Consider the following 23,096-nt stretch of genomic DNA (forward strand, 5'->3'; position numbering starts at 1 on the left):
CCGGGGCCGAGCGGCTTCGCGATTCCAATAGACATCAAACCCGCCGCCCGGCCCGGACGAAGGTCGATGCCATTGGTCTCGCCCAAGCGGTCCCCCGCTTCCACCGCACCACGACCTCTCGGCCGAGTATGTTGACACGGTGGCCCGCCCCGAAGGACGGCTGGCTACTCCCCAGATGACGTGGGTGCGTTAGACGGCTTGGGGCGTTCTGACAAGTCTGAAGCGGCAGCCGCAGCCTCGTCGGATTTCGCGATATCGGCGTCCATCGCCTTCGCGCGCGCCTCGATCTCCTTGGCCGCCTTGTCATAGCGATCCTCGAAGCGCTGTTCGTCCTTGCACGCGGAGAGCAGCAGCAGCGGCACGAGAAGGACGGCGGCGCGCATCAATAATCCTTGCGATATCGGACGCTGAGGTTCGATCCGCCCGATCCGCCCGCCTGGCTGAGCAGTGACAGCGCGGGGGTCAGGCTGATCTCGAGTTGCGTCGCGGTATAGCCGCGCGCGTCGGTGATCACCTCGAGATAGATGTCCTTGGTGATATACTGGCCAGCCGCCAGCGCCGCGCCGCGTCCGACGGTATCGTCGGGACCGAGCACGCGCAGCCGGTCGATGCCCGTCGCCGACTGGAGCGAACCAAGGGGGCTCAATCCGCCGCCGGTGCCGCTGAGCGTGTTGAGCGACGAGGCGAGTTGCACCGCCTGCAACGGCGACAGCGTCGTGATCGAATCGCCGAACAGGATGCGTGAGACGATTTCGTCCTGCGGCAGGCCGGGAACGCTGGAGAAAGCGATTTGCGGATTGCTCGCACGGCCTGTCACACTGATGCTGACCGTCACGGTTTCGATCGTATCGCTCGCGAGCAGGCGGATCGCGGGGTCGAAGGCTTCGCCCGTCGGGAAGGTTACCCTGCCCTCCTGAAGTTCGAACGACCGACCGGCGAAGCCGAGCGTTCCGCGCACCAGCTCGATTTCGCCCGTGACGCGGGGATCCTGCGTCGTGCCGCGCAGAACGATGTCGGCCTTCCATTCGGATTCAAGCCCCATGCCGCTGACATAGATTTCGTCCGGCGCCTTCAGCGCGATATCGAGGCGGATGAGGTCAAACAGGCTGCCGCCGACCGCCGCAAGCCCGTCGCCGCTGATCCGCTGGCGTCCCGCGGGCGGCTTGCGCCGCACCCCGGTCAGCACCGGAACCTGCGCGGCGCCTTCGCGGATGATGCGATAGCGCGTTTCGGGAAGGCGCAGGCTGCCAGACAACAGAGCAGTCTGTCCCGCCACCTTTTCGAGCGTCAGGTTGCCGGTCGCGCGCGCGGCTATATTTTCGCTCTTGGCGAGGCGCGCATTGTCGAGCGTCGCCGAAATATTCATCGGATAACCGTCGGCCGACGCAAGGCTGATATAGCCTTTCGCCTGGACCGTGCCCTCACCGGCGGTGGCGGTCAGTTGCTCGATCTCCAGGCGGTTGCCTGTGAAGCGGCCGTTGACGACCATCTTGGTCAGCCGCGTGCCATAGGTCTGGTTTTCGTACACCATATCCTTGCCGCGCACGACGCCCTGCAGGCACGGATCGGCGACGCTGCAGCTGAAATCGGCGGCGACCGCGACCGGCCCCGAGACATGCTGGGTGGCTGGGCCAAAGAAGGAATAGAGCGTGTCGGCGGGACCATTGTAGCGGATGCCGCCGCCAAGCGGCGCGGCCATCAACCGTTCGGTCCATGTGCCGGCACCGGCGCCCAGCGGGCGCAGCGAGGCTTGCACGCGCCCGATCACGCTGCCGCGCTTGCGCATCACCGCGCGGGCTTCGCCGCCGTCGGCAAGCAGTTTTCCGGCAAAATTGACGTCGACCGGCTGGCTGACCGACGCTGCGGTGGTGCGCGTGAAGTCGGTGATCGTCAGCCGCGCGTCGGCGCGCGGGAAGCTGTCCGAATTGGCCTGCTCGAAATCGAAACTGCCCGTTGCACGGCCGCCAAGGCCCATGTCGGGATAGACGGCGTTGAGGATCGCCATGTTCACGCGCTCGAGCCGGCTCTGGACCATGATGCCGTCGCCGAACCGTCCGGCAACGCGCGCGCTGCTGCCGCGGCCGAGGCTGATATTGGTCGGCAGCAATTCGTAACCGTCGGCACCGGGAATGATGCGCGCGGGCGTTGTCGTGCGAAAGTTGATCCCTGTCGCACGCCCTTGCACCGCCGCGCGCCAGAGTTTGGGCTGGAGGTCAGCATTCGCGGCGATACGGAACGGCACGCCGCTGGTGCCCTCGACAAGTGCCTGCGCCTTGCCGCTGCCGCCCCGATAGTCGACCTTCACGCGTCCGACCGCGATGTCGTAGTCGCGAATCTGCGTGTCGGCGATCTGGATGTCGGCGACGATATGCGGCGTGTCGTAAAGCGTGATGTCGGCATCGACGACTGCCGAGCCAACCGCCAGTTTCGCCGGTCCGGGGAGCACGACGTCGTTCGCGCGGACGTTGATCGCGGCAGCCTGATATTGCCCCGCCGCAGTCAGCCGAACAAGCCCGCCCAGCCCCTGCCCCGACGCGTTGAGCTGACCGACGAAAGGCCCGGCGTCGCTCTTCACCAATCGTCCGTTGAAGCCGATGCCCGACAGGTCCCCACGCTCGACATCGATCGTCAGCGGCCCCGTCGCCATCAGCAACACGACGTCGGCGGACAGCGGGCCATAATCGGTATCGCCTGTTGCCGCGAGGCGATAGCCGTTCGGCGCGCCGTTGATCTTCGCCACCAGATTGGCGAGCCCGATGCCAAGCCCCGGCCGCGCGGCGGTCACCACCGCGCGCGGGTCGCTGATCGTCCCGGCAAGCTGGACACCGACAGGGCCATAATCGGTCGAATTGGCACGCGCGGTCAGCTTGATCTGCCCGTTCGGCGCATAGCTGCCCTGCCCGCCTGTGATGCGCAGTCGCGGTGCCGACATGCGCAGGTTGGCAAAGCGGATCATGCCATCGGTGCCATAGCGCACGTCGCTCGATGCCGTCGCATTGCCGCCGAGGAAATCGCGCACGCCCGAATTGAACAGCTTGGTCGAACGTGCACGGACGCGGCCGACGATCTCGAACCCGCCGCGCGGCGCGGTTTTAAGGTCGGCATCGGTGTCGATGTCGAAAATGCCGACGCTTTCGATACGATAATCGTTGATCCGTCCGTCGATCGCGCCGGTGTAGAAACCTTTGGTGAGATCGGCGATGATGATCGCTTTGGCATCGATGCGCGGTGAGCGGAGGCGCAGATTATCGCTGAGGATACGGCCGTTGCTGTAGGCAAGGTCGCCGTCGAGCCGCACCACTACCAAGGTGCCGCCAGCGACCGTATCGAGCCCGCGAATGCGCGTGGCCTTGCCCGCGACAGGAATGACGATCTGATCGGCATCGACGCGCGCTTTGCCCGCGAGGGCCAGACCCTCGACGATGATATCGTTGAACGCGAGGCTGTTGGCGTTCGCCTGATATTCGACCGTTGGCTGCGCGAAAGCGCCATCGAGCGTCGCCGTCGCGCGGAGCCCATTGGCGCGTATGGCGGGCGCGATCGCGCCCGGCCGCAAGATATTGACCGCGAGTTGCAGCCCCTCGTAGCGACTGGCGCCAAGATCGATCCCGCCGCTGATCCCGAGCTGGGCGGCATCCGACGAGAGCCGGCCGTCGATGGCCGCCTTGCGCTCGTTCAATCGCGCGGTGAGGTCGATCGCGGTTTCGGTGCCCAAAATCTCGGCTACCGGGCCATCGGCGAACAGCCGCGAAGCCTGCGCCGCCCCCTTGGCGCTAAACGTCCCGTCTCGCCCCGTCAGCGCAACGCGGGCTAGCGGCGCGGTGCCGAGGTTTGCGGTCAGATTGCCATCCCAGGCCTTCCAGTCGCCGCGTCCGTTGAGCTTGGCCGTCAGCGTCTCCTTGAACCCGCCCATCGCGGCGAGCACCCCGCCCTCGGGAGCCGAGATATCGAGATTGACCGAGAGCCGGTTTGCCTCGGGCACGGCATCGAGCACGATCTTCAGCGCGTCGCCCCGCCCGCCGCCGCCCGCGATCGTCTCGGCATTCGCAGTGACCTGCGCACGGCGGTCGGCGATCGCGATCTTGCCGTTCAGCCTTGCAACCTGGCGCTCGCCCGCAACCGGCGGTTCGACGATGAAACGGTCGACGCGCACCAACCCGACGTCGATATCGAGATCGGGAAGCAGCGGCTCGCCGGTGTCGGGAACGACCTTAAACTCAGGCAATTTCCGCATCGTCATCGTCGCGGCGGTCGCCGAGCGGACGTCGACATGGTTCGCGAGATAACGGATCGGCCGCCAATCGACCCTGACCTCAGGCGAGGCGAGAAATACCCCCTTGGGATCGGACAAAGTGAAATTGCGGATGATCATCTGGCCATAGAGCGACCCGTCGAGCCGTCCGATGCCGATCTTCATCCCGTTCTCGAATTCATATTTCTCGATCTGGGTGACGACGAAGCGACGCCCCGCGTCGCTGTTGAGCCCGACAAGGAACAGCGCAAAAAGCAGCATCAGCCCAAGCAGGCTCAGCCCGATCCACCGCAATAGCGTCAGCGGCCACGCGCGCGACGCTTTAACGGGCGCAGCGTCCTCCGCGGCGAAGGCGTCGGGTTCGGCCATCAGAAAGCCTGCCCGATCGACACATAGACGCTGACGCGGGCCTCACCCGGCTTGCGGCCGATCGGGGTGGCGATGTCGAAGCGCATCGGCCCGAAGTTCGTATAATAACGCGCGCCGATCCCCGCGCCGAAGCGCAAATTCTGGAAGGTCGGCGCCGACGAGCGATAGACCTGCCCTGCGTCGACGAAGCCGACAACGCCGAAATTGCCGAAGCGGTAGCGTGTCTCGAACGCCGCCTCGGCGACGCTGCGACCGCCGATCGGGTCGTTGTTCGGATCCTTGGGGCCCAAATCCTGATAGCCGAACCCCCGTACCGACCCACCGCCGCCAGCATAGAAGCGCCGCGACGGCGCCAGCCGCTCGCGCGCGGCGCCGAGGATCGACCCGACGCGCACGCGTCCGGCGAGCACGATGCTGTCGGTGACGGGATAATAACCGCTGACGTCGGTCCGGAGCCGAGCATAGGGCGAGAAGCGCCCGGCGAGCGAGCCTTCGGGCTGGATCAGGCTGGTGATGCGAAAGCCCTTGGTCGGGTTCAGCAGGCTGTCGGTGCGGTCCATGCCGACCTGTCCGGACAGGCCGAGGATGGTGTAGAAATCGTAGGACCGCTCGCCCGTCGTGAAATCATAATCATCCTCGCGCGTCGCGATCAGCTCGGCGCCATAGGCATAGGTGAATTTCTTCTGCCAGATCGGGGTGGAATCATAGCTGAAGCGCGCGCCGATACGACCCGTTATCGCGTTGAACGCGTCGTAATTGCTCCGTGTGACCTCGGTGACGAGTTCCAGCGTGCGGTCGCGACGTCCCCAGTTCGACCGGCGCAGCGTTGCGCCGATCCCCTGCTCCTGCGTCCCCAACACACCGCGGAAAGTCAACGCGCCTTCGGGCGGGAACAGGTTGCGATGCGTCCAGCTGCCTTCCAGCCTGATGCCCTCGCCCGTGCTATAACCGGCGCTGGCGGCAAGCGTCCGTGGCGGCCCCGCCTGCTGGGTCACCAGCATCGTCACATATTCGGTATCGTCGCCTGCGCTTTCACCGGTTGCTTGCGGTTCGGCGGCGACGCTCGAGAACAGGCCGGTGGCGACGAGCGCCTGCCGCAGGTCGTCGACCATGCGGCTGTCGTAAAGATCGCCGCGCTTGAAGCGTGCCAGCACCTCGACATGATCGGCATCGAACGCGAGGTCGCCCGTCGTCTCGATCCCGCCGAAGCGCGAGCGTTTGCCGATGTCGACCGGCAGCGTGTAGACGCCGTCGCCCGTCGCGCCATCGAGCAAAATGTCGCGCTGCCCGACCTTGGCGAAGGGATAGCCTTCCTGCGGCAGTTTCAGCGCGATCGCGGCTTCGGCGCCCTGGACACGCTGTGCGACGATCGGCTCGCCGACGGCGAGCGGGAAATTGTCGGCGATCAGGGTCGGCGGGATCGTCGGCGCTGCGTTGATGATGATGTCCGCCAGCGTGTAGCGTTTGCCCGGCTTCACATCGATGACGGCGGTGATCGACCGGCGCTGGCGTGCCTGTCGTTCCTGCGCTTCCTGCCCTTCCTCGCGCTCGCCGCGATCGATACGCGTGTCGACGACCGCGTCATAATAGCCTTCGGACGCGAGGACGCGCTGCATCAACTCGCCATCGGCGGAAAGGCGGGCGCGGATCATCGCGGCGTTGTCGGCCTTGCCGTCGCCGCCATAGAGCGCCGACAAATCGCCGAACAGGTCGGCGAGGTCGACGTCGGTGCTTTCGTCGGCCGCCTCGAGGCCGTTGACCTTCACCGTATAGGCAATGCTGACATTATCCTTGTCGACCTCGGCCTCGGCGAACTGCACGGGTTCGACATTGAAGCTTTCGAGCGGCGGCAGCGGCGCGGCGAGTTCACTATCGCTGATCGGTGCATCGCCGATCGCCTCGACGGTATCACCATCGGCGAGCGCCGGGATCGAGACGCCATCGACCTGCGGCGGCCGGGTTTCGACGGTCGCATCCGCCGTTGTCTCCACATCTTTTGCTGCTTCGGCAGCCTGGCGCTTCTCGAAATCGGCGATCGATTCCAGCGGACGATCGAGCTCGGCGTCGTCTTCGGCGCTGATCGACGGGATTGCCTTCTCGAACTCCTCGTCGCTGATGATCGGTTCGACTTCAGGCATCTGCACATCGGGCGGAGGCGGCGAAGGCGCTGCAATCGTTTCGCTGACGGCAACCGTCGGTACCACCTTCGGCGGTTCGACCTGCTGCGCGCTGGCGGCGCCAGCCCAAGCCAGGCAAAGAAAGGAGGTGGCGCCGATCAGCGACCGCCGGATCCGGGAGGATCGGCGACCTGAGCATTCACGCGAAATTTCAGATTTTTTCATCTGCTGGCCACCGATGCACACTTGTGGCTTGCGAGATATGGCTGTGCAACCCGTTTCTCCCCGTTCGACAAGCTAACTCTCCGACAATGGGACAGTTCCCGGGGATGCGGCGAGTTGCGTTCGGCGGAGTTTCTCAGGAATCGGCGCCGAATAGATCGCGGCTGTAAACCTTGTCCGCGACGTCGGCGAGATCGTCGGTCACGCGGTTGGCGATGATGACGTCAGCCTCGGCCTTGAACGCATCGAGATCGCGGATCACGCGCGAGTTGAACAGCCAGTCCTCCTCGACGAGCGGTTCATAGACGATCACCTCGATACCCTTGGCCTTTACGCGCTTCATCACGCCAAGGATGCTGCTGGCGCGGAAATTATCCGATCCCGCCTTCATCGCGAGCCGGTGGATGCCGACGACGCGCGGCGCGCGCTTGATCACTTCGGACGCGATGAAATCCTTGCGCGTCGTGTTCGACGACACGATCGCCTGGATCAGATTTTGCGGCACTTCGCTGTAATTCGCGAGCATCTGCTTGGTGTCCTTGGGCAGGCAATAGCCACCGTAGCCGAAGGACGGGTTGTTGTAGAATTGCCCGATCCGCGGATCGAGACACACGCCCTCGATCACCTGGCGCGAATCCACGCCATGCGCCGCAGCATAGGTATCGAGCTCGTTGAAAAAGGCGACCCGCATCGCAAGATAGGTGTTGGCGAACAGCTTGATCGCCTCGGCTTCGGTATTGCCCGTCTGCAGGATCGCGGCCTCTGGCTTCAGCGACCCTTCCAGAAGCAATTGCGCAAATTCGGCAGCGCGCGGGTGCGTATTGCCAACGATGATTCGCGAGGGATGAAGATTATCGTACAGCGCGCGCCCTTCGCGCAGGAACTCGGGTGAAAAGACGATGGTATCGGCGCCGAGTTCGGCGCGCATCCGTTCGGTGAAGCCTACCGGAACGGTCGATTTGACGATGATCAGCGCATCGGGCGCTTTCACCAGCGCATCGGCGATCACGCTCTCGACCGTGCTCGTGTTGAAGTAATTGGTGTCGGGATCATAGTCGGTGGGCGTTGCGACGATGACAAAGGCAGCGTCCGAATAGGCCGCATCGCGGTCGGTTGTCGCGACCAGGTTCAGCGGCTTGTTCGCGAGATAATCCTCGATCTCCGGATCGGCGATCGGCGACCGCTTTGCGTTGATCTGTTCCACCTTGCGGGTATCGATGTCGAGGGCGACCACCTCATTACGCTGCGCCAGCAATATGGCGTTGGAAATACCCACATAGCCCGTACCAACGACAGTGATTTTAGCGGACGGCGCATGCGGTAAATTTGCTGGGAGCAATGACTTATCCTCTGATCGATGTGGCGCCGTCCCTAGCAACTGCGGCGCACCGGCTCAACCGCGGCCGCCGTCAGGTGCCGCAGAAGGTCTGGTAGGGACCGGCGTCGGATGCGGCCGGCTCGGCAAAACGCTCGAACCCTGGGCGAACGGCATAGGGATGGCGCACAACCTCGAGCAGTTCGAGCCACGGCGCGAGATCGCCGGCCTCCGCCGCAGCCAAAGCGGCTTCGACCAGATGATTGCGCGGGATATAGAGCGGGTTCACGGCATCCATCGCAGCCGCATGTTCCAGCGGCCCCGTAGGCTCCCGCGCGATCCTTTCCCACCAGTCAGCGATCCACGGCGCCATCGCATCGGGCGTCGGAAGCAGGCTCTCGAACAGCGCACCGTCGCCACGCAGCAGCATCGCGAGCGCGCGGAAAAAGGAGGTGAAGTCGACGTCATGTTCTTCAAGTTCGTCGAAAAGCGTATCGATGAGCTCGCCATCGTCGACGTCCTCACCGCTGAGGCCCAGCTTTTCCCTAACACGGGTATGCCACAACGTGCGAAAACGACCGGGAATTGCATCGACCAGCGCCTTCGCCGCGTCGACGTCGGTCGGCGACACGCGATGGATTGCGGGCAGCAGCGCCTCGGCAAAGCGCGCCATGTTCCAGTGCAATATTTGCGGCTGGCGACCATAAGCATAGCGGCCGTTGGCGTCGATCGAGCTGAAGACCGTGTTCACGGAAAAGCGATCCATGAAGGCGCACGGCCCATAGTCGATCGTCTCGCCGCTGATCGCGACATTGTCGGTGTTCATGACGCCGTGGATGAAGCCGACGCCGAGCCAGTGGGCGATCAGATCGCACTGTAGCCCGATAACGCGATCGAGCATCGCCAGCGAGGGATTCGCAGCCTCGACGAGTTCGGGGAAGTGCCGGCGAATGCTGTAATCGGCGAGTTGGACAACATAATCCGCGCCGAAATGGGCGGCAAAAAACTGGAAGGTCCCAACGCGAATGTGGCTGCTAGCGATACGCGTCAGTACCGCGCCGGGATGCGCTCGTTCGCGCTGTACGCGGTCCCCGGTCGCCACGGCGGCGAGCGCACGCGTTGTCGGGACGCCCATCGCCGCCATCGCTTCCGACACGAGAAATTCGCGCAGCACCGGACCGATCGCAGCCTTGCCGTCACCACTACGCGAAAAGGCGGTCGGCCCGGACCCTTTCAACTGAACGTCGAAACGCGCTCCGTCCGGGGCGATGATTTCACCGAGGAGTAACGCACGGCCATCGCCGAGCTGGGGCGAAAAATGCCCGAACTGGTGGCCGGCATAAGCAAGCGCCAGCGGGTTGGCGCCGACAGGGGTCTCTTTGCCCGAAAAGATACGCGCCAACTCCTGATCGGAACATGACCCAATATCGATGCCAAGCCGTTTACCGAGCGCATGGTTGAAGATAAGAAGCTCTGGCGAAGAGGGAAGCGTGGCTTCAGCAGGCGCGTAAAATCCCTCCATCGAATCGTGAAAGCTGTTGTCGAACGCAAAATCCATCGCGACTCCCCGGTACCATATCTTGAGCGCCGATGGCATGAATGCAAGAGTGAGCGGGTTCCGGCACCCCGCTGTCTATTGACAACGAAAGGGCTCTCACGTCTAGACCTTCGGTGCGAAAAGCGCATCGCCTTGAGCCTCTGCGCCCCTGTGTTCTCTCCCAGCAACACCCGAAAGCGAAAAATGGAACGACCGCCCTTGCCTGCGTATCGATATGACATCGATGGGCTTCGCGCTCTGGCAGTCGCGTCGGTGGTCATTTTCCATCTGTTCCACAATGTGCTGCCCGGCGGTTATCTGGGCGTCGATATTTTCTTCGTCATTTCGGGCTTTCTGATTTCTGGCATTATCATGCGCGATATCGAAAAGAGCCGCTTTTCGATATCGGTCTTTTACCAGCGGCGCATTCGCCGATTGATGCCTGCCCTTACGATCGTCTTGATCGTGACAAGCATCGCCGGGGCAATCATCCTGCTGCCGGCCGACCTCGAAGGATATGGAAAAAGCCTGATCGCCGCGATTTTCTTTGTCGCGAACATCTATTTCTGGCGCGATACGGACTATTTCTCGCGCGCCGCCGAAAACAAGCCACTGCTCCATCTCTGGTCGCTCGGGATCGAAGAGCAGTTTTACATCTTTTTCCCGCTGATTCTGTTTTTTCTCGCGCGGCACCGCTCGTTTCTGCTTCCAGCCATCTGGGCGCTGACAATCGGGTCGCTAGCGCTCAACATCGCATTGCTGAAGATCGGCGGCGGTATTCCCGCCTTCTACCTCCTTCCGACGCGCGCGTGGGAATTGGGTGCCGGGGCGCTCATCGCCTTGCACGGTCCTGCCATGCTGGCCGCGAGAACCACCTCGGGCGTGCGCGTAGGCGCCTTTTTGCTGATGGCTGCGGGCCTCCTTTATGGCGGAGAATGGCCGTCTTGGTTTCCCGTCGCAATTCCCGCGGTGCTGGGCGCTGCGTTGCTGATATGGGTCGGCGCGCCACAGCAAAGCGCAACCGGCCGGCTGCTCGGGCTGCCGCCGGTCAACCTGACGGGGCGCATCTCCTATTCACTCTATCTCTGGCACTGGCCGCTGATCGTATTGCTCAAATATTATCTGGTTCGCGACCTTGGTCTGATTGAAGGCTGCGCGGTGGGCGCCGCCGCCTTTGCTGCCGCGTTTCTCAGCTATAAATATGTCGAAAGCCCTTTTCGTGCATCGACCATGCCGTTCCGAAAGGTTGGACTCTATGCCCTTGCCGGCACGCTCCTCCTGCTCGCCGCCGCCGCACTGTTTACGGTCACCCGCGGTCTGCCAGATCGGCTGGATGCCAATGCGGCGTCGATCAACCGGTCGGTCGACACCCATTATCGTTGCCCCGTCTCCAAGCTGATGTCCTTTGGCGCGTCGCGCGCCTGCGACCTCAGCCTCGACGGTAAGGACAGCGCCGCGGCCGAGGTCGCACTCATCGGCAATTCGCACGCCCAAATGTATGCCCCGATCGTGGAACGGCAACTCCGCAAGACGGGACAGGCCGGGCTGCTGATCCCGATCAACAGCTGCCTTCCCACAGTGTCCGTCAATGTTACGAGGGAGTGCTTCGGCGCGGCGCAGGCCAATCTCGATGCACTCAAGGCGTTGCCGCACGTCAAAACAGTGATCGTCGCATTCAACTGGCCCGTCGACAAGGCAGTGGTCTCAGCCGACGGACGGCGCGTTGGAGGCGATCGGGCGTTGGCGATGGCGCACGGGGTTGAAGACCTCGCCGCGAAACTGCCCGGCCGAAAGATCATCGTGGTCGGCCCGATCGCGCAGCCGGGCTTCGATATCGCGTCGGTCCTCAGCCGCCAGATCGCCTTTGGGATAAACCCGCAGGTGGCATCGCGTACCGCGGCAAAGCCCTTCCGCGCACAATTCGCGCCTGCCCTGTCGGTTCTGGCAGCAAATCCGCGTATCACGGTCATCCGGCCCGACCTGCGCCAGTGCGACGCCGAACATTGTTATTTTGTGCGCGGTGGGCTCAGCCTGTTTTCCGACAGCAACCATATCGCCGCGCCCGCGCTTCCTGTGTTCGAACCGGAATTTGTAGCGGCGCTGGCCAAGGAGGGCGCTACAAAATAGGCGCATGGCAACCGACACTTAATCGCGGTGGCGCTAGACCACGCTGCAGGCAGGGCTCGGACCGCGGCTAAACGAGCGGCGGGTGGAATATGGTTATCCTGGTAACGCCTTGCCGGTTTCATTGGAATGCAGACGGTAGCCCGCTTGCTCGCGAACGGCGAAACCGCCCGGCACAGCGATTGCGGCCGGTGTCGCCGAATTTGTCGACCGGTCCACGCGCGTTGCAAGCGGCCATCCCCGAGACGGCCGCGTTCCGTGCGTCAGGCCCAGTTTTCGAGATACCACCGATACACGTCATCGATCCCGTCCTTGAGGTCGATTGATGCGCGCCAGCCGAGGCCTTCCAGCTTCGACGTATCGAGCCGCTTGCGCGGTGTTCCGTCGGGCTTCGATGCGTCGCGCAGGATCGTCCCCTCAAAACCGACCGCGCGGCCGATCATTTCGGCGAGATCGCCAATCGCAATCTCGTCGCCACTGCCGATGTTGACGATCTCCGGAGCCGAATAATTCTGCGCGAGGAAGACGAGCGCGTCGGCCAGATCGTCGACGTGCAGGAATTCGCGGAGCGGCTTGCCGCTGCCCCAGATGGTGAAATCCTGGGCGCCCGCCTGCTTCGCTTCGTGCGCCTTGCGGATCAGCGCCGGCAACACATGGCTGGATGTCAGGTCGAAATTGTCGAACGGGCCATACAGGTTCGTCGGCTGCGCCGAAATAAAATCGAGGCCATATTGCTGACGATAGGCCTGGCACAGCTTGATGCCCGCAATCTTGGCGATCGCATACCATTCATTGGTCGGCTCCAGCGGCCCGGTCAGCAAGGCATCTTCGTTGATCGGCTGCGGCGCGAATTTGGGGTAAATGCACGACGAGCCGAGGAAGACGAGTTTCGAGGTACCGACATGACGCGCGGCCTCAATGATGTTCGCCTCGATCATCAGATTGTCATAGAGAAATTCGGCCGGCCGAGTGTCGTTGGCGTGAATGCCCCCGACCTTTGCGGCCGCGACAAAGACAACGTCGGGCCGCGCCTCTTCCATCCACTCTTCGACCGCGGCCTGCCGGCGCAGATCGACCCGCTCGCGCGGCGCCTCGATCAGCTCGCATTCCTCACGCGCTAGCCGGCGCACGAGCGCCTGCCCCACCATTCCGCGATGTCCCGCCACCCATGTGCGGCGGCCCTTCAGTTCAAACGTCGACATGGCTTCAGGCGGCCGAGCGCGGCTGCAGCGACTGTTCTTCGTCGACGCGGCGATGCTCGGCTTCGCGCGCGACGGTCTTGAGGTCCGCATCCATCATGTCGGTAACCAGTTGCTCGAAGCTTGTTTCGGCGACCCAGCCGAGTTCGGCCTTTGCTTTGGCGGGATCGCCGATCAACAGCTCGACTTCGGTGGGGCGGAAATAGCGCGGATCGACTTCGACCAGCACCTTTCCCGTCTTGGCACACACGCCGCGCTCGTCGACGCCGGTCCCCTGCCAGTCGAGGGTGATATCGACATGCGCGAAGGCGCGCTCGACGAAATGCCGGACGGTCTGCGTTTGCCCGGTCGCAAGCACGAAGTCGTCGGCCCGCTCGTGCTGCAAAATGCGCCACATTCCCTCGACATAATCGCGCGCATGGCCCCAATCGCGCTTGGCGTCGAGATTGCCGAGCCACAGCTTTTCCTGAATGCCGAGGTGGATCGCCGACACAGCCCGCGTGATCTTGCGCGTTACGAAGGTCTCGCCACGGATCGGGCTTTCGTGATTGAACAGGATGCCGTTCGAGGCGAACATGTCATACGCCTCGCGATAGTTGACCGTGATCCAATAGGCATAAAGCTTTGCCGCAGCATAAGGCGAACGCGGATAGAAGGGCGTCGTCTCGCGCTGCGGGACCTCTTGCACCAAACCATAGAGTTCGGAGGTGGAGGCCTGATAAAATCGGGTCTTCTGCGTCAGGCCGAGGATCTTGATCGCTTCGAGCAGCCGCAGCGTGCCGATTGCGTCGGCGTTCGCCGTATATTCAGGCGTATCGAAACTGACCTGCACATGGCTTTGCGCCGCCAGATTGTAGATTTCGTCCGGCGCAACTTCCTGAACAATCCGGATCAAATTGGTCGAATCGGTCATGTCGCCGTAATGCAGATGCAACTTGGCGGCGCTTTCGTGCGGGTCCTGATATATATGATCGATACGGCCGGTATTGAAGGAAGAGGACCGCCGCTTGACGCCGTGCACCTGATATCCCTTGGCGAGCAGCAGCTCGGCCAGATAGGCACCATCCTGGCCTGTGACACCGGTAATGAGCGCGGTCTTGGTCATGTGATTTTCCTAATTTTCGGTACTATATAGGGGAGAATGTTTCGGGGGCGCGCTAGCACAGGCGTCGACGAGCGGTCTAGCCGCTAACCACCCCTTCGTCCCGGCGGAGCGCGACGAAATCGACCAGATCGCCATTCTGCTCAAATTCCACGACAAGCTTTCGCAAAAGCTCGCGTGCGGCCAGCGATTTGCGCTCGCCGATCATCGCGTTGAGATGTTCCAATGCAACGCGAAGTTCCGCCCATGCGATGAAGGGCTCGTTGGCGCGCAGGATACGGGGATGAGCCGACGGCATCGGATCATTGCCGATCAGAAGCTCTTCGTAGAGCTTTTCGCCCGGCCGCAAGCCAACATATTCGATCGCGATGTCGCCGTCGCCATTGCTTTCGTCGCGGACGCTGAGACCCGACAGTTCGATCATCGCGCGCGCAAGATCGACGATCTTTACAGGCTCGCCCATATCCAACACGAACACGTCGCCGCCATTCGCCATCGCGCCGGCCTGGATGACCAATTGCGCGGCTTCGGGAATGGTCATGAAATAGCGGGTGATCTCGCGATCGGTAATCGTGATCGGGCCGCCCGCCGCAATCTGATTGCGAAACAGCGGCACCACCGAACCACTCGATCCCAGCACATTGCCGAAACGGACCATCGAGAATTTCGTCGGCAGACCGTCGGCATTCAGCGCTTGCAGAATGATTTCCGCAAGTCGCTTTGTTGCACCCATGACGTTCGTCGGGCGCACCGCCTTGTCGGTGCTGATCAGCACGAAGGCGGACACGCCATGCTCGCGCGCGGCAAGGGCGCAGTTTAGCGTCCCGAACACATTGTTCGTCACGCCTTCGAGCAAATTATGCTCGACCAGCGGCACATGTTTGTACGCGGCGGCGTGATAGATGGTATGCGGGCGCCACGTACCGATGATCTCGTCGAGCCGGCTTCGGTCGCGTACGTTGGCAAGCAGGGGCACGACCGATCGCGCGTTAACGAGGCCGCTTTCCATCTCGCGCACGAGTTCCTGGTGCATCGCATAGAGATTATATTCGCTCGCATCGACGAGGAGCAGGATATCGGGCGCCAGCCGAGCGATCTGCCGGCAAATCTCGCTGCCGATCGACCCGCCTGCGCCGGTCACCATCACGACCTTGCCGGTGACATTCTTGTGTAACAGCTCAACGTCGGGCGGAATCGGAGCGCGCCCGAGCAAATCCTCGATGTCGAGATCGCGAAGGTCGCCAAAGGATACGATCCCGCGCGCAAGCTGGTCGACTCCGGGCATTGTACGGATGTGCAGCCCCGATCCTTTCAGCCGGGAAATGATCGACGCTCGCTGCGCGCGGGTGGCTTGATTGATCGCGAGCAGCACGTCGGTAATCCGATGCCGCGCCGTAAGAGCCGCCAGCTTGTCGGGCGAATGGACGTTCAGACCGTTGATCGTCGCTTTCCACAAAGTCGGATCATCATCGAGGAAACCGACCACGCGCACCTGTCCGCTGACTTGCAGCGCCGACGCCAACTGGCGCCCTGATGCACCCGCGCCATAAATGATGGTCTGCGGCTTGTCGGCAGCGGCGACCGCGTTGAGGTAGATCCCGCCGAGCCAGCCGCTGACGATCCCGCGCGACCCGACGACAAAAAGCACCAGCAAAATTGGCTGGATCAGACCGATCGTCCGCGGTACCGGCGGGATGCCAATGAAGGTGTAGACGATCGCGAAGGGAATGGCATAAATCGCCACAGCCTTGACGATCGTGAGCAGCGCCGCGCCGCCGCTGTAACGGAAAATGGCCCTATAAAGACCGGAAATCGCAAAGATCGGAAGCGCCAGAAATATGGCGGTGATGGCCGGATACAGCATCGGGCCCTGAAGGTCGGCCCACTCGTTTGTGCGAAGATAGTAGGCGACATGAACGCTGATAATGCAAAGCAGCGCGTCGGCGGCGAGCGCGATCGCCCGCTTGATGGGGCGCGACAGCCCGAGAACTTTTTCAGAAAATATAGCTACCACAGGAAAAAGATCCGTCCCTTCTGACCCGCGCATTTCCGAATAGTTATGCGGTCAAACCACATTCTCTAGTGCACTACAGACTTGTCGCCAAGCAACTTCCTCGCCGTGCGCAGGATGATGAGGAGATCGAAAAGCGACGAGCGGAGCTCCAGATACTCGCGATCGAATGCCACTTTCTCCGGGATCGGAAGCTCGTCGCGGCCGTTTACTTGCGCCCAGCCGGTAAGCCCCGGGCGTAGGACGTCAACCCCCTGCTGCTGACGCAGCGCGATCAGGTCATCCTGATTGAACAACGCGGGGCGCGGTCCGACGATGCTCATGTCGCCGATCAACACGCTCCACAACTGCGGAACTTCATCGAGGCTGGTGCGGCGGAGGAAACCACCGATCGGCGTCAAGGCAGAGGCAGCATCGACCATCAGATGCGTCGCCACCGCGGGGGTTCCGACTTTCATCGTGCGGAACTTTGGCATGCGAAAGATCGCCCCGCCCCGCCCCACACGGTCAGACCAGTAAAGCGCGGGACCTGGCGAGGTGAATTTGACCGCCAAGGCGACACTTAACGCGACCGGCAACAATATGATGCCACCCGCTATCGTCAGCACCAAATCGGTTACGCGTTTCACTCTAACTCCACGATATCGACATCGAACGGGCGACCGCATACGCGCTTCCCACCTGCCGGGGAAGGGCTGTTTTTGTCCTGTCGGCTGTGTATAGCGGCCGCCATGGCGGCGCGGCGCGACAATATCCTGGTAGTCGGAGGAGGCAGCCGCATCGCGACGTCGCTCGCCCCACTGCTGGGAGAGCGCGCCCGCTTCGTATCGCGCCGCCCCTCGGGATTGCCAAGGGAAATAGCGGTCGAGAATTACGACATGCTTTCGCAGCAGATGTTCGACGGCATCGAATATGTGGTCAATTGCGTCGGCGTCAGCTCAGGCGACGCGGCGCTGATGCAGCGGGTCAACGTCGACATTCCGCTTGCGCTGGCTCGAACCGCGCGCGCGGCGGGCACGCGCAGGATAATCCATATTTCGTCCTTCTCGGTCTATGGGGGCGCGGGGCTGATCGACGAACGGACGCCCACCCGGCCGACAAGCGACTATGGCCGCTCGAAGCTCGCCGCCGATATACGCCTGCTCGCGTTGGCGGACGACCGTTTCGCTGTGACGGCGCTGCGACTTCCGTTGATCTACGCCCCGGAATCGCTCGGCAAGCTGGGCCGGCTTCTTAAACTCTGGACGCGCATGCGCGTGCTGCCGGTTCCCGCCGCCGATGTTTCGCGCGCGATGATCAGCGCCGACCTGACGGCTTCGGTCGTCGCGCGGCTATGCGAAGACTTCCGCCCCGGCGTCTGCTTCGCCGCGGACCCGATGCCTTTCACTTATGTGCAGGCGGCCGCCGCGCGATCGGAAACGCTCTTCCGGCTCCCGCTACCGGCCGTGGCAACCCACGCTGCCGAACGCGTTGCGCCCGCCATCGCCGCGCGGCTATTCGCCGACAGCCACCTTTCCGACGCGGACAATCTTGCGATCGGCTATGGCCTATCGTCACAGCTGTACCGCGACATTGCTAACGCTGCTCTCCATTAATCGCCGAAAGAAGATATGAAGCCTGAACGCCGCCTGTGGGTCGTATCCGAACTCTATTATCCCGAGCAGACATCGACCGGCTATTTTCTGACGCGCATCGCCGAAGGGCTCGCCTCGTCGATGCCGGTCGAGGTCGTTTGCGGTCAACCGACTTACAGCGAACATGGCGTGCGCGCGCCGGCGCGCGAGGATCGCGAAGGTGTGCGCATCCACCGCGTGCCTGCGACGCATTTCGGCAAGGACCGTCTGCTGCTGCGCGCGATCAATATCCTGACGCTGACGCTGTCCGTCGCATGGTTCGCGCTTTTCAATTTCGGGCGGGGCGACCGACTGCTGATCGTCACCAATCCGCCGACGCTGCCGCCGCTGGTTGGGCTGATCGCACGCTGGAAACGGATGGAAGCCCATCTTCTCGTCCATGACGTCTATCCCGAGGTGTTGGCAGCAACGGGCTTTATGCGCCGTGAAAGCCTGCCCTATCGGCTTCTCGAACGCCTTTTTTCGGCGACATTCGCGCTGTACGGCTCGATCGTCGTCCTCGGCCGCGACATGGACGACCTCGTCCGCGCCAAGCTGCGCGGCGCCGATCGGCAGATCACGATCATCCCCAACTGGGGAGATGTAGACGAGATCGCGCCGCTCGCCCGCGATGCGAACCCCTTCTTCGCCCTGAACCAGATCGATGCCCCGTATGTGATCCAATTTTCGGGAAACATCGGCCGCACGCACGATGTGGAGACAATTATCGCCGCCGCCCATCAACTAAAGGCGCGGAGCGACATATTGTTCGTCTTTGCAGGCTATGGCGGAAAGACGGATTTGATCAGTCACGCCGTTGCATCGGGCGAATTGCCGAATGTCCGCCTGTTACCGCGACAACCGCGCGAGTTGCTCGGCCCCATGCTTGCGAGCGCGACGGCCACGATCATTTCCTTCGTCGATGAAATGAAGGGCCTGTCCGTGCCGAGCCGGATGTACAATGTACTTGCGGCCGGAACGCCGATCATCGCCATCGCCGACGCAAAGTCTGAACTCGCGTTGACGATCGCGGAGGAACGCTCGGGCTGGGTGCTCGCACCCGGCGATACCGACGCGCTCGTCGCGCTTGTTGAACGATTGGCAACGCCCGCCGGGGCCGAAGAGGCGTTGCAGCGCGGCGATAATGGCCGCGCTGCGGTCACCCGGAGCTATACGCTGGAGTCCGTTCTCGAACGATTCCGCGAAACTCTGCGCTAACCGGCATCAGCCGAAAAAGGCGCAGACCGCGTCGGCGACCCGGTCGGCGTCGTCCATGTCCATGTCGGCGTATAGCGGCAGGCGTACAAGGCAGTCCGTATAGCGCGTCGCCTGCGCAAGCGGCTGCGTCGCGTTGTTCGCCGCAAAATAGGGGCTCGCATGGAGCGCCTGATAATGGAACACCGCCATCACGCCGCTCGCCTTCAGATGCTCGATCAGCCGGGTGCGCGTTTCGAGTACGTCGCATACCAGATAGAACATATGCGCATTATTGGTCGCATAATCCGGAATCACGGGAAGGCTGATATCGTTGCGCTGCGCGAGATGCGCCAGCCGTTCGGCGTAGCGATCCCATACCGCGATCCGCCGCGCCTGGATCGCATCGACCGCTTCGAGCTGCGCCGTCAGAAAGGCCGCGACGAGTTCGGACGGCAGATAGGATGAACCCAGCCCGACCCAATTATATTTGTCGACTTCGCCGCGGAAAAAGGCCGACCGGTTGGTTCCCTTTTCACGGACGATTTCGGCGTCGAGCGCACGCGCCGGATCGTTGACATGAAGCGCCCCCCCTTCGCCGCAAACGATATTTTTCGTCTCGTGAAAGGAAAAGGCCGAAAAGGTCCCAAGGGTTCCGAGCGGTTTGCCTTTGTAAAAGGACGCGATCGCCTGCGCCGCATCCTCGACGATCGTTGCGCCGACGCCATCGGCAATCGCCTGCAGCGCATCCATATCGCACGCAACGCCCGCATAATGCACCGGCACGATTGCGCGCGTCCGTTCATTGACCAGCGAGGCAACCGACGCCGGATCGATATTCGGATTGTCGGCTCCGCTGTCGGCAAAACGGATCGTCGCACCGCGCAGCGCAAAAGCATTCGCGGTCGAAACGAACGTGTAGCTCGGGACGATCACCTCGTCCCCGGGTTTGAGATCGCAGAGCAACGCCGCGGCCTCCAGCGCGTCGGTGCACGACGTCGTCAAAAGCGACTTGCCCGATCCAAGCTGCGCTTCGATCAACGCCTGCGCGCGCTTGGTAAAACTGCCGTCGCCTGACAGTTTGCGGCTCGCAAGCGCTTCACCGATATAGAGATTTTCGGTTCCGACGAGATAAGGTTTGTTGAAGGGGATCACGATTGCTGGTTCCAGAAATGAAAGACGTCGGAATGCGCGCTGATTGCGAAACCGCATGATTGATAGATTGCGAGGGCGACTTCATTCTCACCCTGCGTGACGACGCTCGCCCTAGCGCAGCCTTCGCGCGCGAACCAGCCAAGAGCTTCGCGCAGCAGCTTTTTACCAACGCCCTTGCCCCGCGCCGCAGCAGCGACGCCGAACAGGCCGATTTGCCCCTGCTCGGCCTTTGCCGATACGGTCACCATGCCCTCGATCGCGTCGCCCTCCGCAGCGATGATCACCGCATCGGCAAAGCTGCCATTCAAGCTATTCGCCATCCAGGTCCGATAGAGCTGCTCGAAAACCGGACGAGGAAAACGGGGATCGAGCGCGAAGCGCGAGGACCAGCCGCTCGCCAATGCCAGCTCGTCGAGCACACGTCGTTGCGCAGGATCGGGATCGGTAATCGTCCGCGGCTCGCTGGCCGCTTGCCCTGCCAAGCCTATATCAAGCAGTACGCGGCTATTGATGAACTCGCCGCCGCTGCGCAACGCAGCCAGGCGGCTTGGCTCGTCGCCGTGCGGCGCCTCCCAATAAGCGAGCGTGATGGCGTCCGCGATCAATTGGGCCTGCACGACTGGCAACTGGGCGACGGGATCATCGATATTCTCGATCCGCGCGACCGCGAAGCAAAAAGCCTCGCTGTCCCATACAAGTGGGCGAATATGAGTCATGAACGGTTCGCCGCCAGATCGACAAAGGCGCGCACCTGCTCATCGACCGAACAATGCTTGATCGCGTGCGAACGGCAAGTTTCACGAGCTTCAGTCCGGCGGACGTCATCCCAGGCCAGCACGCGCGACAATGCGGCGGTAAGCCCGGCGCAGTCGATCGTATCCGCCAACGCCCCGGTCTTGCCCTCGACGACGAGGTCGGGCAGCACGCCGATCTGAAAACCGACCACGGGCGTACCCGACATCATCGCCTCGTTGACCATCATGGGCCCAGAATCCTCGATCGACGGGCAGACGAAGAAGTCCGCAGCGCAATAGGCCTGCGCCAGCGTGTCGGCCGCCACATAGCCAAGACGGTGTATCGGAAGCCCGAGCGCATCGAGCGCGCCAAGGTCGCCGGAATGACCGACAAGGAGCAGCGCGACCTGCCGCCCCTCAAGAGTTCCGTCGGCCGCGACCGAGGCGAGCGCATCGACAAGCAGAGCCATGCCCTTGCGCGGATCGGTCAGTTCCTGCGCGCCAAAGAGAAGGTAAATCCCGCCGGTTGAAAGGCCTAACGCCGCGCGCGCCGCCGCGCGATCGAGCAGCCCAAGCCGGGCAGGATCAACTCCGATCAAAATCCTGCGAAACGTCGAGTTTGCGAAAGGCGCCGCGCCTTCGGCATCCTTCGCCAACTGGGCTGACGGCACCACCACAATATGGTCGAGCGTGCGCGTCGCGGCGACCTTTTGCGCCAGCGTGCGCGCCGACGCGTCGCGGCCAATACGCGCGGGCAACGCGGGACAAGAGCCGCAGCCGTCACGATAGCGTAGGCAGCCCCAGGAATAATGGCATCCGCCGGTCAAAAGGCCCATGTCGACCGGGTGGAAGGCGACGCGCGCGCCGGTCAGCGTTTGGAGTACCGCGACATCGTCGAAATCCAGAAAGTCGGAAATATAGTGGACGACAATCAGATCGGGCCGCACCCCTGCCGCAATAGCCGCCAGCCGGCGGCGCGAGAGACTATGTATTCGCTGGTCACGGAAGACATAGCGGCGCCGACTTGCAATGCGGTACCATGCGCGGCCTGCGAAGCGTCGTAGCGCCGCCCATCCAAGACCGCCCACCGCCTGCACGTCCGTCGCCCCGCTCCGCGATTCCCAGACGAGCATGTGCGAAGCCACCCCACGCTCCCGCATGGCCAGATGCAGCCGCAACGCCGCGGTGCCGGCACCGCCATAGTCGACCGCCGCCAAGTGCAGCACGCGCGATCCCGGCGCAACCATCGCGGGCGTGTCGTTCAAACCATTTCCTCGACCCGTTGCAGGATCGCGCGGCCATATTCGGTCTTCGATAGGGCCTCGCCCTTGGCGCGGGCGGTCTCGACACTGATCCAGCCCTGCATCAACGCAATTTCCTCCAGGCACGCGATCTGGATGCCCTGTCGATGCTGCATCGTGCGAACGAACTCACCCGCTTCCATCAGACTGTCATGCGTGCCGGTGTCGAGCCAGGCATAGCCGCGCCCCATCTGCTCGACGAACAATTCGTCGCGGTCGATGTAACACTGGATCAGGTCGGTTATTTCAAGCTCGCCGCGCGCCGACGGCTTCAGCCCCTCCGCGAAACCTACCACCCGATTGTCGAAGAAATAGAGCCCGGTCACGGCCAGATGCGACTTGGGCTGCGCCGGCTTCTCCTCCAGGCTGACGGCCCGCCCGCGCGCGTCGAGTTCGATCACGCCATAACGTTCGGGGTCGGCGACTCGATAGCTAAACACGGTCGCCCCGCTTTCGCGGCCGGCCGCCGAACGAAGCAACTGAATCAACTGCGCGCCGAAAAAGATGTTGTCACCAAGGACCAGCGCTGCCGGGCTATCGCCGATAAACTCGCGCCCGAGCGTGAAGGCCTGCGCCAATCCTTCGGGGCGCGGCTGTTCGATATAGGAAATCTCGATCCCGAATTCGGAGCCTTCGCCGAGCAACCGCTGATAATTTCCCAGATATTCGGGCGAGGAAACGAGCAATATCTCGCGGATCCCGGCAAGCATCAGCACCGAGAGCGGATAATAGATCATCGGCTTGTCATATACGGGCAGCAGTTGCTTGTTGATCGCGAGCGTCGCCGGATAGAGGCGCGTGCCCGACCCGCCTGCCAAGATGATACCTTTCATGCCGTCCTCTCGAAAATG

At 62.7% G+C, this 23,096-nt stretch carries 16 protein-coding genes and 1 riboswitch; of the genes, 3 read left to right on the forward strand and 13 right to left on the reverse strand.

The window, feature by feature from the left end; all coding sequences use genetic code 11:
- Window positions 1–8: 8 nt before the first annotated feature.
- A riboswitch (yybP-ykoY riboswitch) is annotated at window positions 9–186 on the reverse strand.
- From SKP52_RS10275 to SKP52_RS10295, 5 genes are all read right to left on the reverse strand, one after another.
- A complete protein-coding gene (locus tag SKP52_RS10275; RefSeq protein WP_039574564.1) occupies window positions 165–383 on the reverse strand; it encodes a hypothetical protein in 219 nt (72 codons plus the stop codon). (Overlaps the previous riboswitch by 22 nt.)
- Window positions 383–4,621: a translocation/assembly module TamB domain-containing protein gene (locus SKP52_RS10280; protein WP_039574566.1), complete on the reverse strand. Its 4,239-nt coding sequence runs from the start codon at window positions 4,619–4,621 to the stop codon at window positions 383–385. The genes SKP52_RS10275 and SKP52_RS10280 overlap by 1 nt, the downstream gene beginning before the upstream one ends.
- Window positions 4,621–6,759, reverse strand: coding sequence for an autotransporter assembly complex protein TamA (locus SKP52_RS10285; RefSeq protein ID WP_228383889.1), 2,139 nt, complete (start codon window positions 6,757–6,759; stop codon window positions 4,621–4,623). The genes SKP52_RS10280 and SKP52_RS10285 overlap by 1 nt, the downstream gene beginning before the upstream one ends.
- 337 nt (window positions 6,760–7,096) lie before the next feature.
- Complete coding sequence (locus tag SKP52_RS10290) at window positions 7,097–8,236, reverse strand: nucleotide sugar dehydrogenase (protein ID WP_407695094.1); 1,140 nt, start codon at window positions 8,234–8,236, stop codon at window positions 7,097–7,099.
- A 133-nt stretch (window positions 8,237–8,369) separates the two neighbouring features.
- A complete protein-coding gene (locus tag SKP52_RS10295; protein ID WP_039574570.1) occupies window positions 8,370–9,833 on the reverse strand; it encodes a protein adenylyltransferase SelO in 1,464 nt (487 codons plus the stop codon).
- 183 nt (window positions 9,834–10,016) lie between these two features.
- Here SKP52_RS10295 and SKP52_RS24565 point away from each other — a divergent pair, with 183 nt between their 5' ends.
- The gene (locus tag SKP52_RS24565) at window positions 10,017–11,939 is read left to right on the forward strand and encodes an acyltransferase family protein (protein ID WP_081997287.1); all 1,923 of its coding nucleotides are present in this window, start codon (window positions 10,017–10,019) and stop codon (window positions 11,937–11,939) included.
- Window positions 11,940–12,199: 260 nt separating this feature from the next.
- On the opposite strand, the gene fcl is transcribed toward SKP52_RS24565, so the two are convergent.
- The 4 genes from fcl to SKP52_RS10320 form a co-directional block, all read right to left on the reverse strand.
- The gene (gene fcl, locus SKP52_RS10305) at window positions 12,200–13,138 is read right to left on the reverse strand and encodes a GDP-L-fucose synthase (RefSeq protein ID WP_039574572.1); all 939 of its coding nucleotides are present in this window, start codon (window positions 13,136–13,138) and stop codon (window positions 12,200–12,202) included.
- Window positions 13,139–13,142: 4 nt separating this feature from the next.
- The gene (gene gmd, locus SKP52_RS10310) at window positions 13,143–14,240 is read right to left on the reverse strand and encodes a GDP-mannose 4,6-dehydratase (RefSeq protein WP_039574573.1); all 1,098 of its coding nucleotides are present in this window, start codon (window positions 14,238–14,240) and stop codon (window positions 13,143–13,145) included.
- A gap of 76 nt (window positions 14,241–14,316) precedes the next feature.
- Window positions 14,317–16,251: a polysaccharide biosynthesis protein gene (locus SKP52_RS10315; RefSeq protein ID WP_039580615.1), complete on the reverse strand. Its 1,935-nt coding sequence runs from the start codon at window positions 16,249–16,251 to the stop codon at window positions 14,317–14,319.
- A gap of 65 nt (window positions 16,252–16,316) precedes the next feature.
- Window positions 16,317–16,877: a sugar transferase gene (locus SKP52_RS10320; protein WP_039574574.1), complete on the reverse strand. Its 561-nt coding sequence runs from the start codon at window positions 16,875–16,877 to the stop codon at window positions 16,317–16,319.
- A 72-nt stretch (window positions 16,878–16,949) separates the two neighbouring features.
- On the opposite strand from SKP52_RS10320, the gene SKP52_RS24570 reads away from it, so the two are divergent.
- On the forward strand, window positions 16,950–17,843 hold the full coding sequence (locus tag SKP52_RS24570; RefSeq protein ID WP_148309077.1) for an NAD-dependent epimerase/dehydratase family protein: 894 nt from the start codon (window positions 16,950–16,952) through the stop codon (window positions 17,841–17,843).
- 15 nt (window positions 17,844–17,858) lie between these two features.
- Entirely contained in the window at window positions 17,859–19,079 is a 1,221-nt protein-coding gene (locus tag SKP52_RS10330; protein ID WP_039574575.1) for a glycosyltransferase family 4 protein, read from the forward strand.
- A 6-nt stretch (window positions 19,080–19,085) separates the two neighbouring features.
- Here the strand turns inward: SKP52_RS10330 and rffA are convergent, their stop codons facing one another.
- Genes rffA through rfbA form a run of 4 tightly spaced genes read right to left on the reverse strand, consistent with a single transcriptional unit; the run spans window position 19,086 to window position 23,078 of the window.
- Entirely contained in the window at window positions 19,086–20,210 is a 1,125-nt protein-coding gene (gene rffA, locus SKP52_RS10335; RefSeq protein WP_052208082.1) for a dTDP-4-amino-4,6-dideoxygalactose transaminase, read from the reverse strand.
- A complete protein-coding gene (locus SKP52_RS10340; protein ID WP_039574577.1) occupies window positions 20,207–20,926 on the reverse strand; it encodes a GNAT family N-acetyltransferase in 720 nt (239 codons plus the stop codon). Before SKP52_RS10340 ends, rffA begins: the two co-directional genes overlap by 4 nt.
- Entirely contained in the window at window positions 20,923–22,209 is a 1,287-nt protein-coding gene (locus SKP52_RS10345; protein ID WP_039574578.1) for a glycosyltransferase, read from the reverse strand. Before SKP52_RS10345 ends, SKP52_RS10340 begins: the two co-directional genes overlap by 4 nt.
- A complete protein-coding gene (gene rfbA, locus SKP52_RS10350) occupies window positions 22,206–23,078 on the reverse strand; it encodes a glucose-1-phosphate thymidylyltransferase RfbA (RefSeq protein ID WP_039574579.1) in 873 nt (290 codons plus the stop codon). Before rfbA ends, SKP52_RS10345 begins: the two co-directional genes overlap by 4 nt.
- Between the last annotated feature and the right edge of the window lie 18 nt (window positions 23,079–23,096).

Source organism: Sphingopyxis fribergensis, from assembly GCF_000803645.1.
GTDB classification, from domain to species: Bacteria; Pseudomonadota; Alphaproteobacteria; order Sphingomonadales; family Sphingomonadaceae; genus Sphingopyxis; species Sphingopyxis fribergensis.

Excerpts from the sequence above, each read along its gene's own strand:
- SKP52_RS10340 (WP_039574577.1), bottom strand. The coding sequence starts at position 20,926 with ATGACTCATATTCGCCCACTTGTATGGGACAGCGAGGCTTTTTGCTTC.
- SKP52_RS10280 (WP_039574566.1), bottom strand. The coding sequence starts at position 4,621 with ATGGCCGAACCCGACGCCTTCGCCGCGGAGGACGCTGCGCCCGTTAAA.
- SKP52_RS10295 (WP_039574570.1), bottom strand. The coding sequence starts at position 9,833 with ATGGATTTTGCGTTCGACAACAGCTTTCACGATTCGATGGAGGGATTT.
- SKP52_RS10275 (WP_039574564.1), bottom strand. The coding sequence starts at position 383 with ATGCGCGCCGCCGTCCTTCTCGTGCCGCTGCTGCTGCTCTCCGCGTGC.
- rfbA (WP_039574579.1), bottom strand. The coding sequence starts at position 23,078 with ATGAAAGGTATCATCTTGGCAGGCGGGTCGGGCACGCGCCTCTATCCG.
- SKP52_RS24565 (WP_081997287.1), top strand. The coding sequence starts at position 10,017 with ATGGAACGACCGCCCTTGCCTGCGTATCGATATGACATCGATGGGCTT.
- fcl (WP_039574572.1), bottom strand. The coding sequence starts at position 13,138 with ATGTCGACGTTTGAACTGAAGGGCCGCCGCACATGGGTGGCGGGACAT.
- SKP52_RS10285 (WP_228383889.1), bottom strand. The coding sequence starts at position 6,759 with ATGCCTGAAGTCGAACCGATCATCAGCGACGAGGAGTTCGAGAAGGCA.
- SKP52_RS10330 (WP_039574575.1), top strand. The coding sequence starts at position 17,859 with ATGAAGCCTGAACGCCGCCTGTGGGTCGTATCCGAACTCTATTATCCC.
- gmd (WP_039574573.1), bottom strand. The coding sequence starts at position 14,240 with ATGACCAAGACCGCGCTCATTACCGGTGTCACAGGCCAGGATGGTGCC.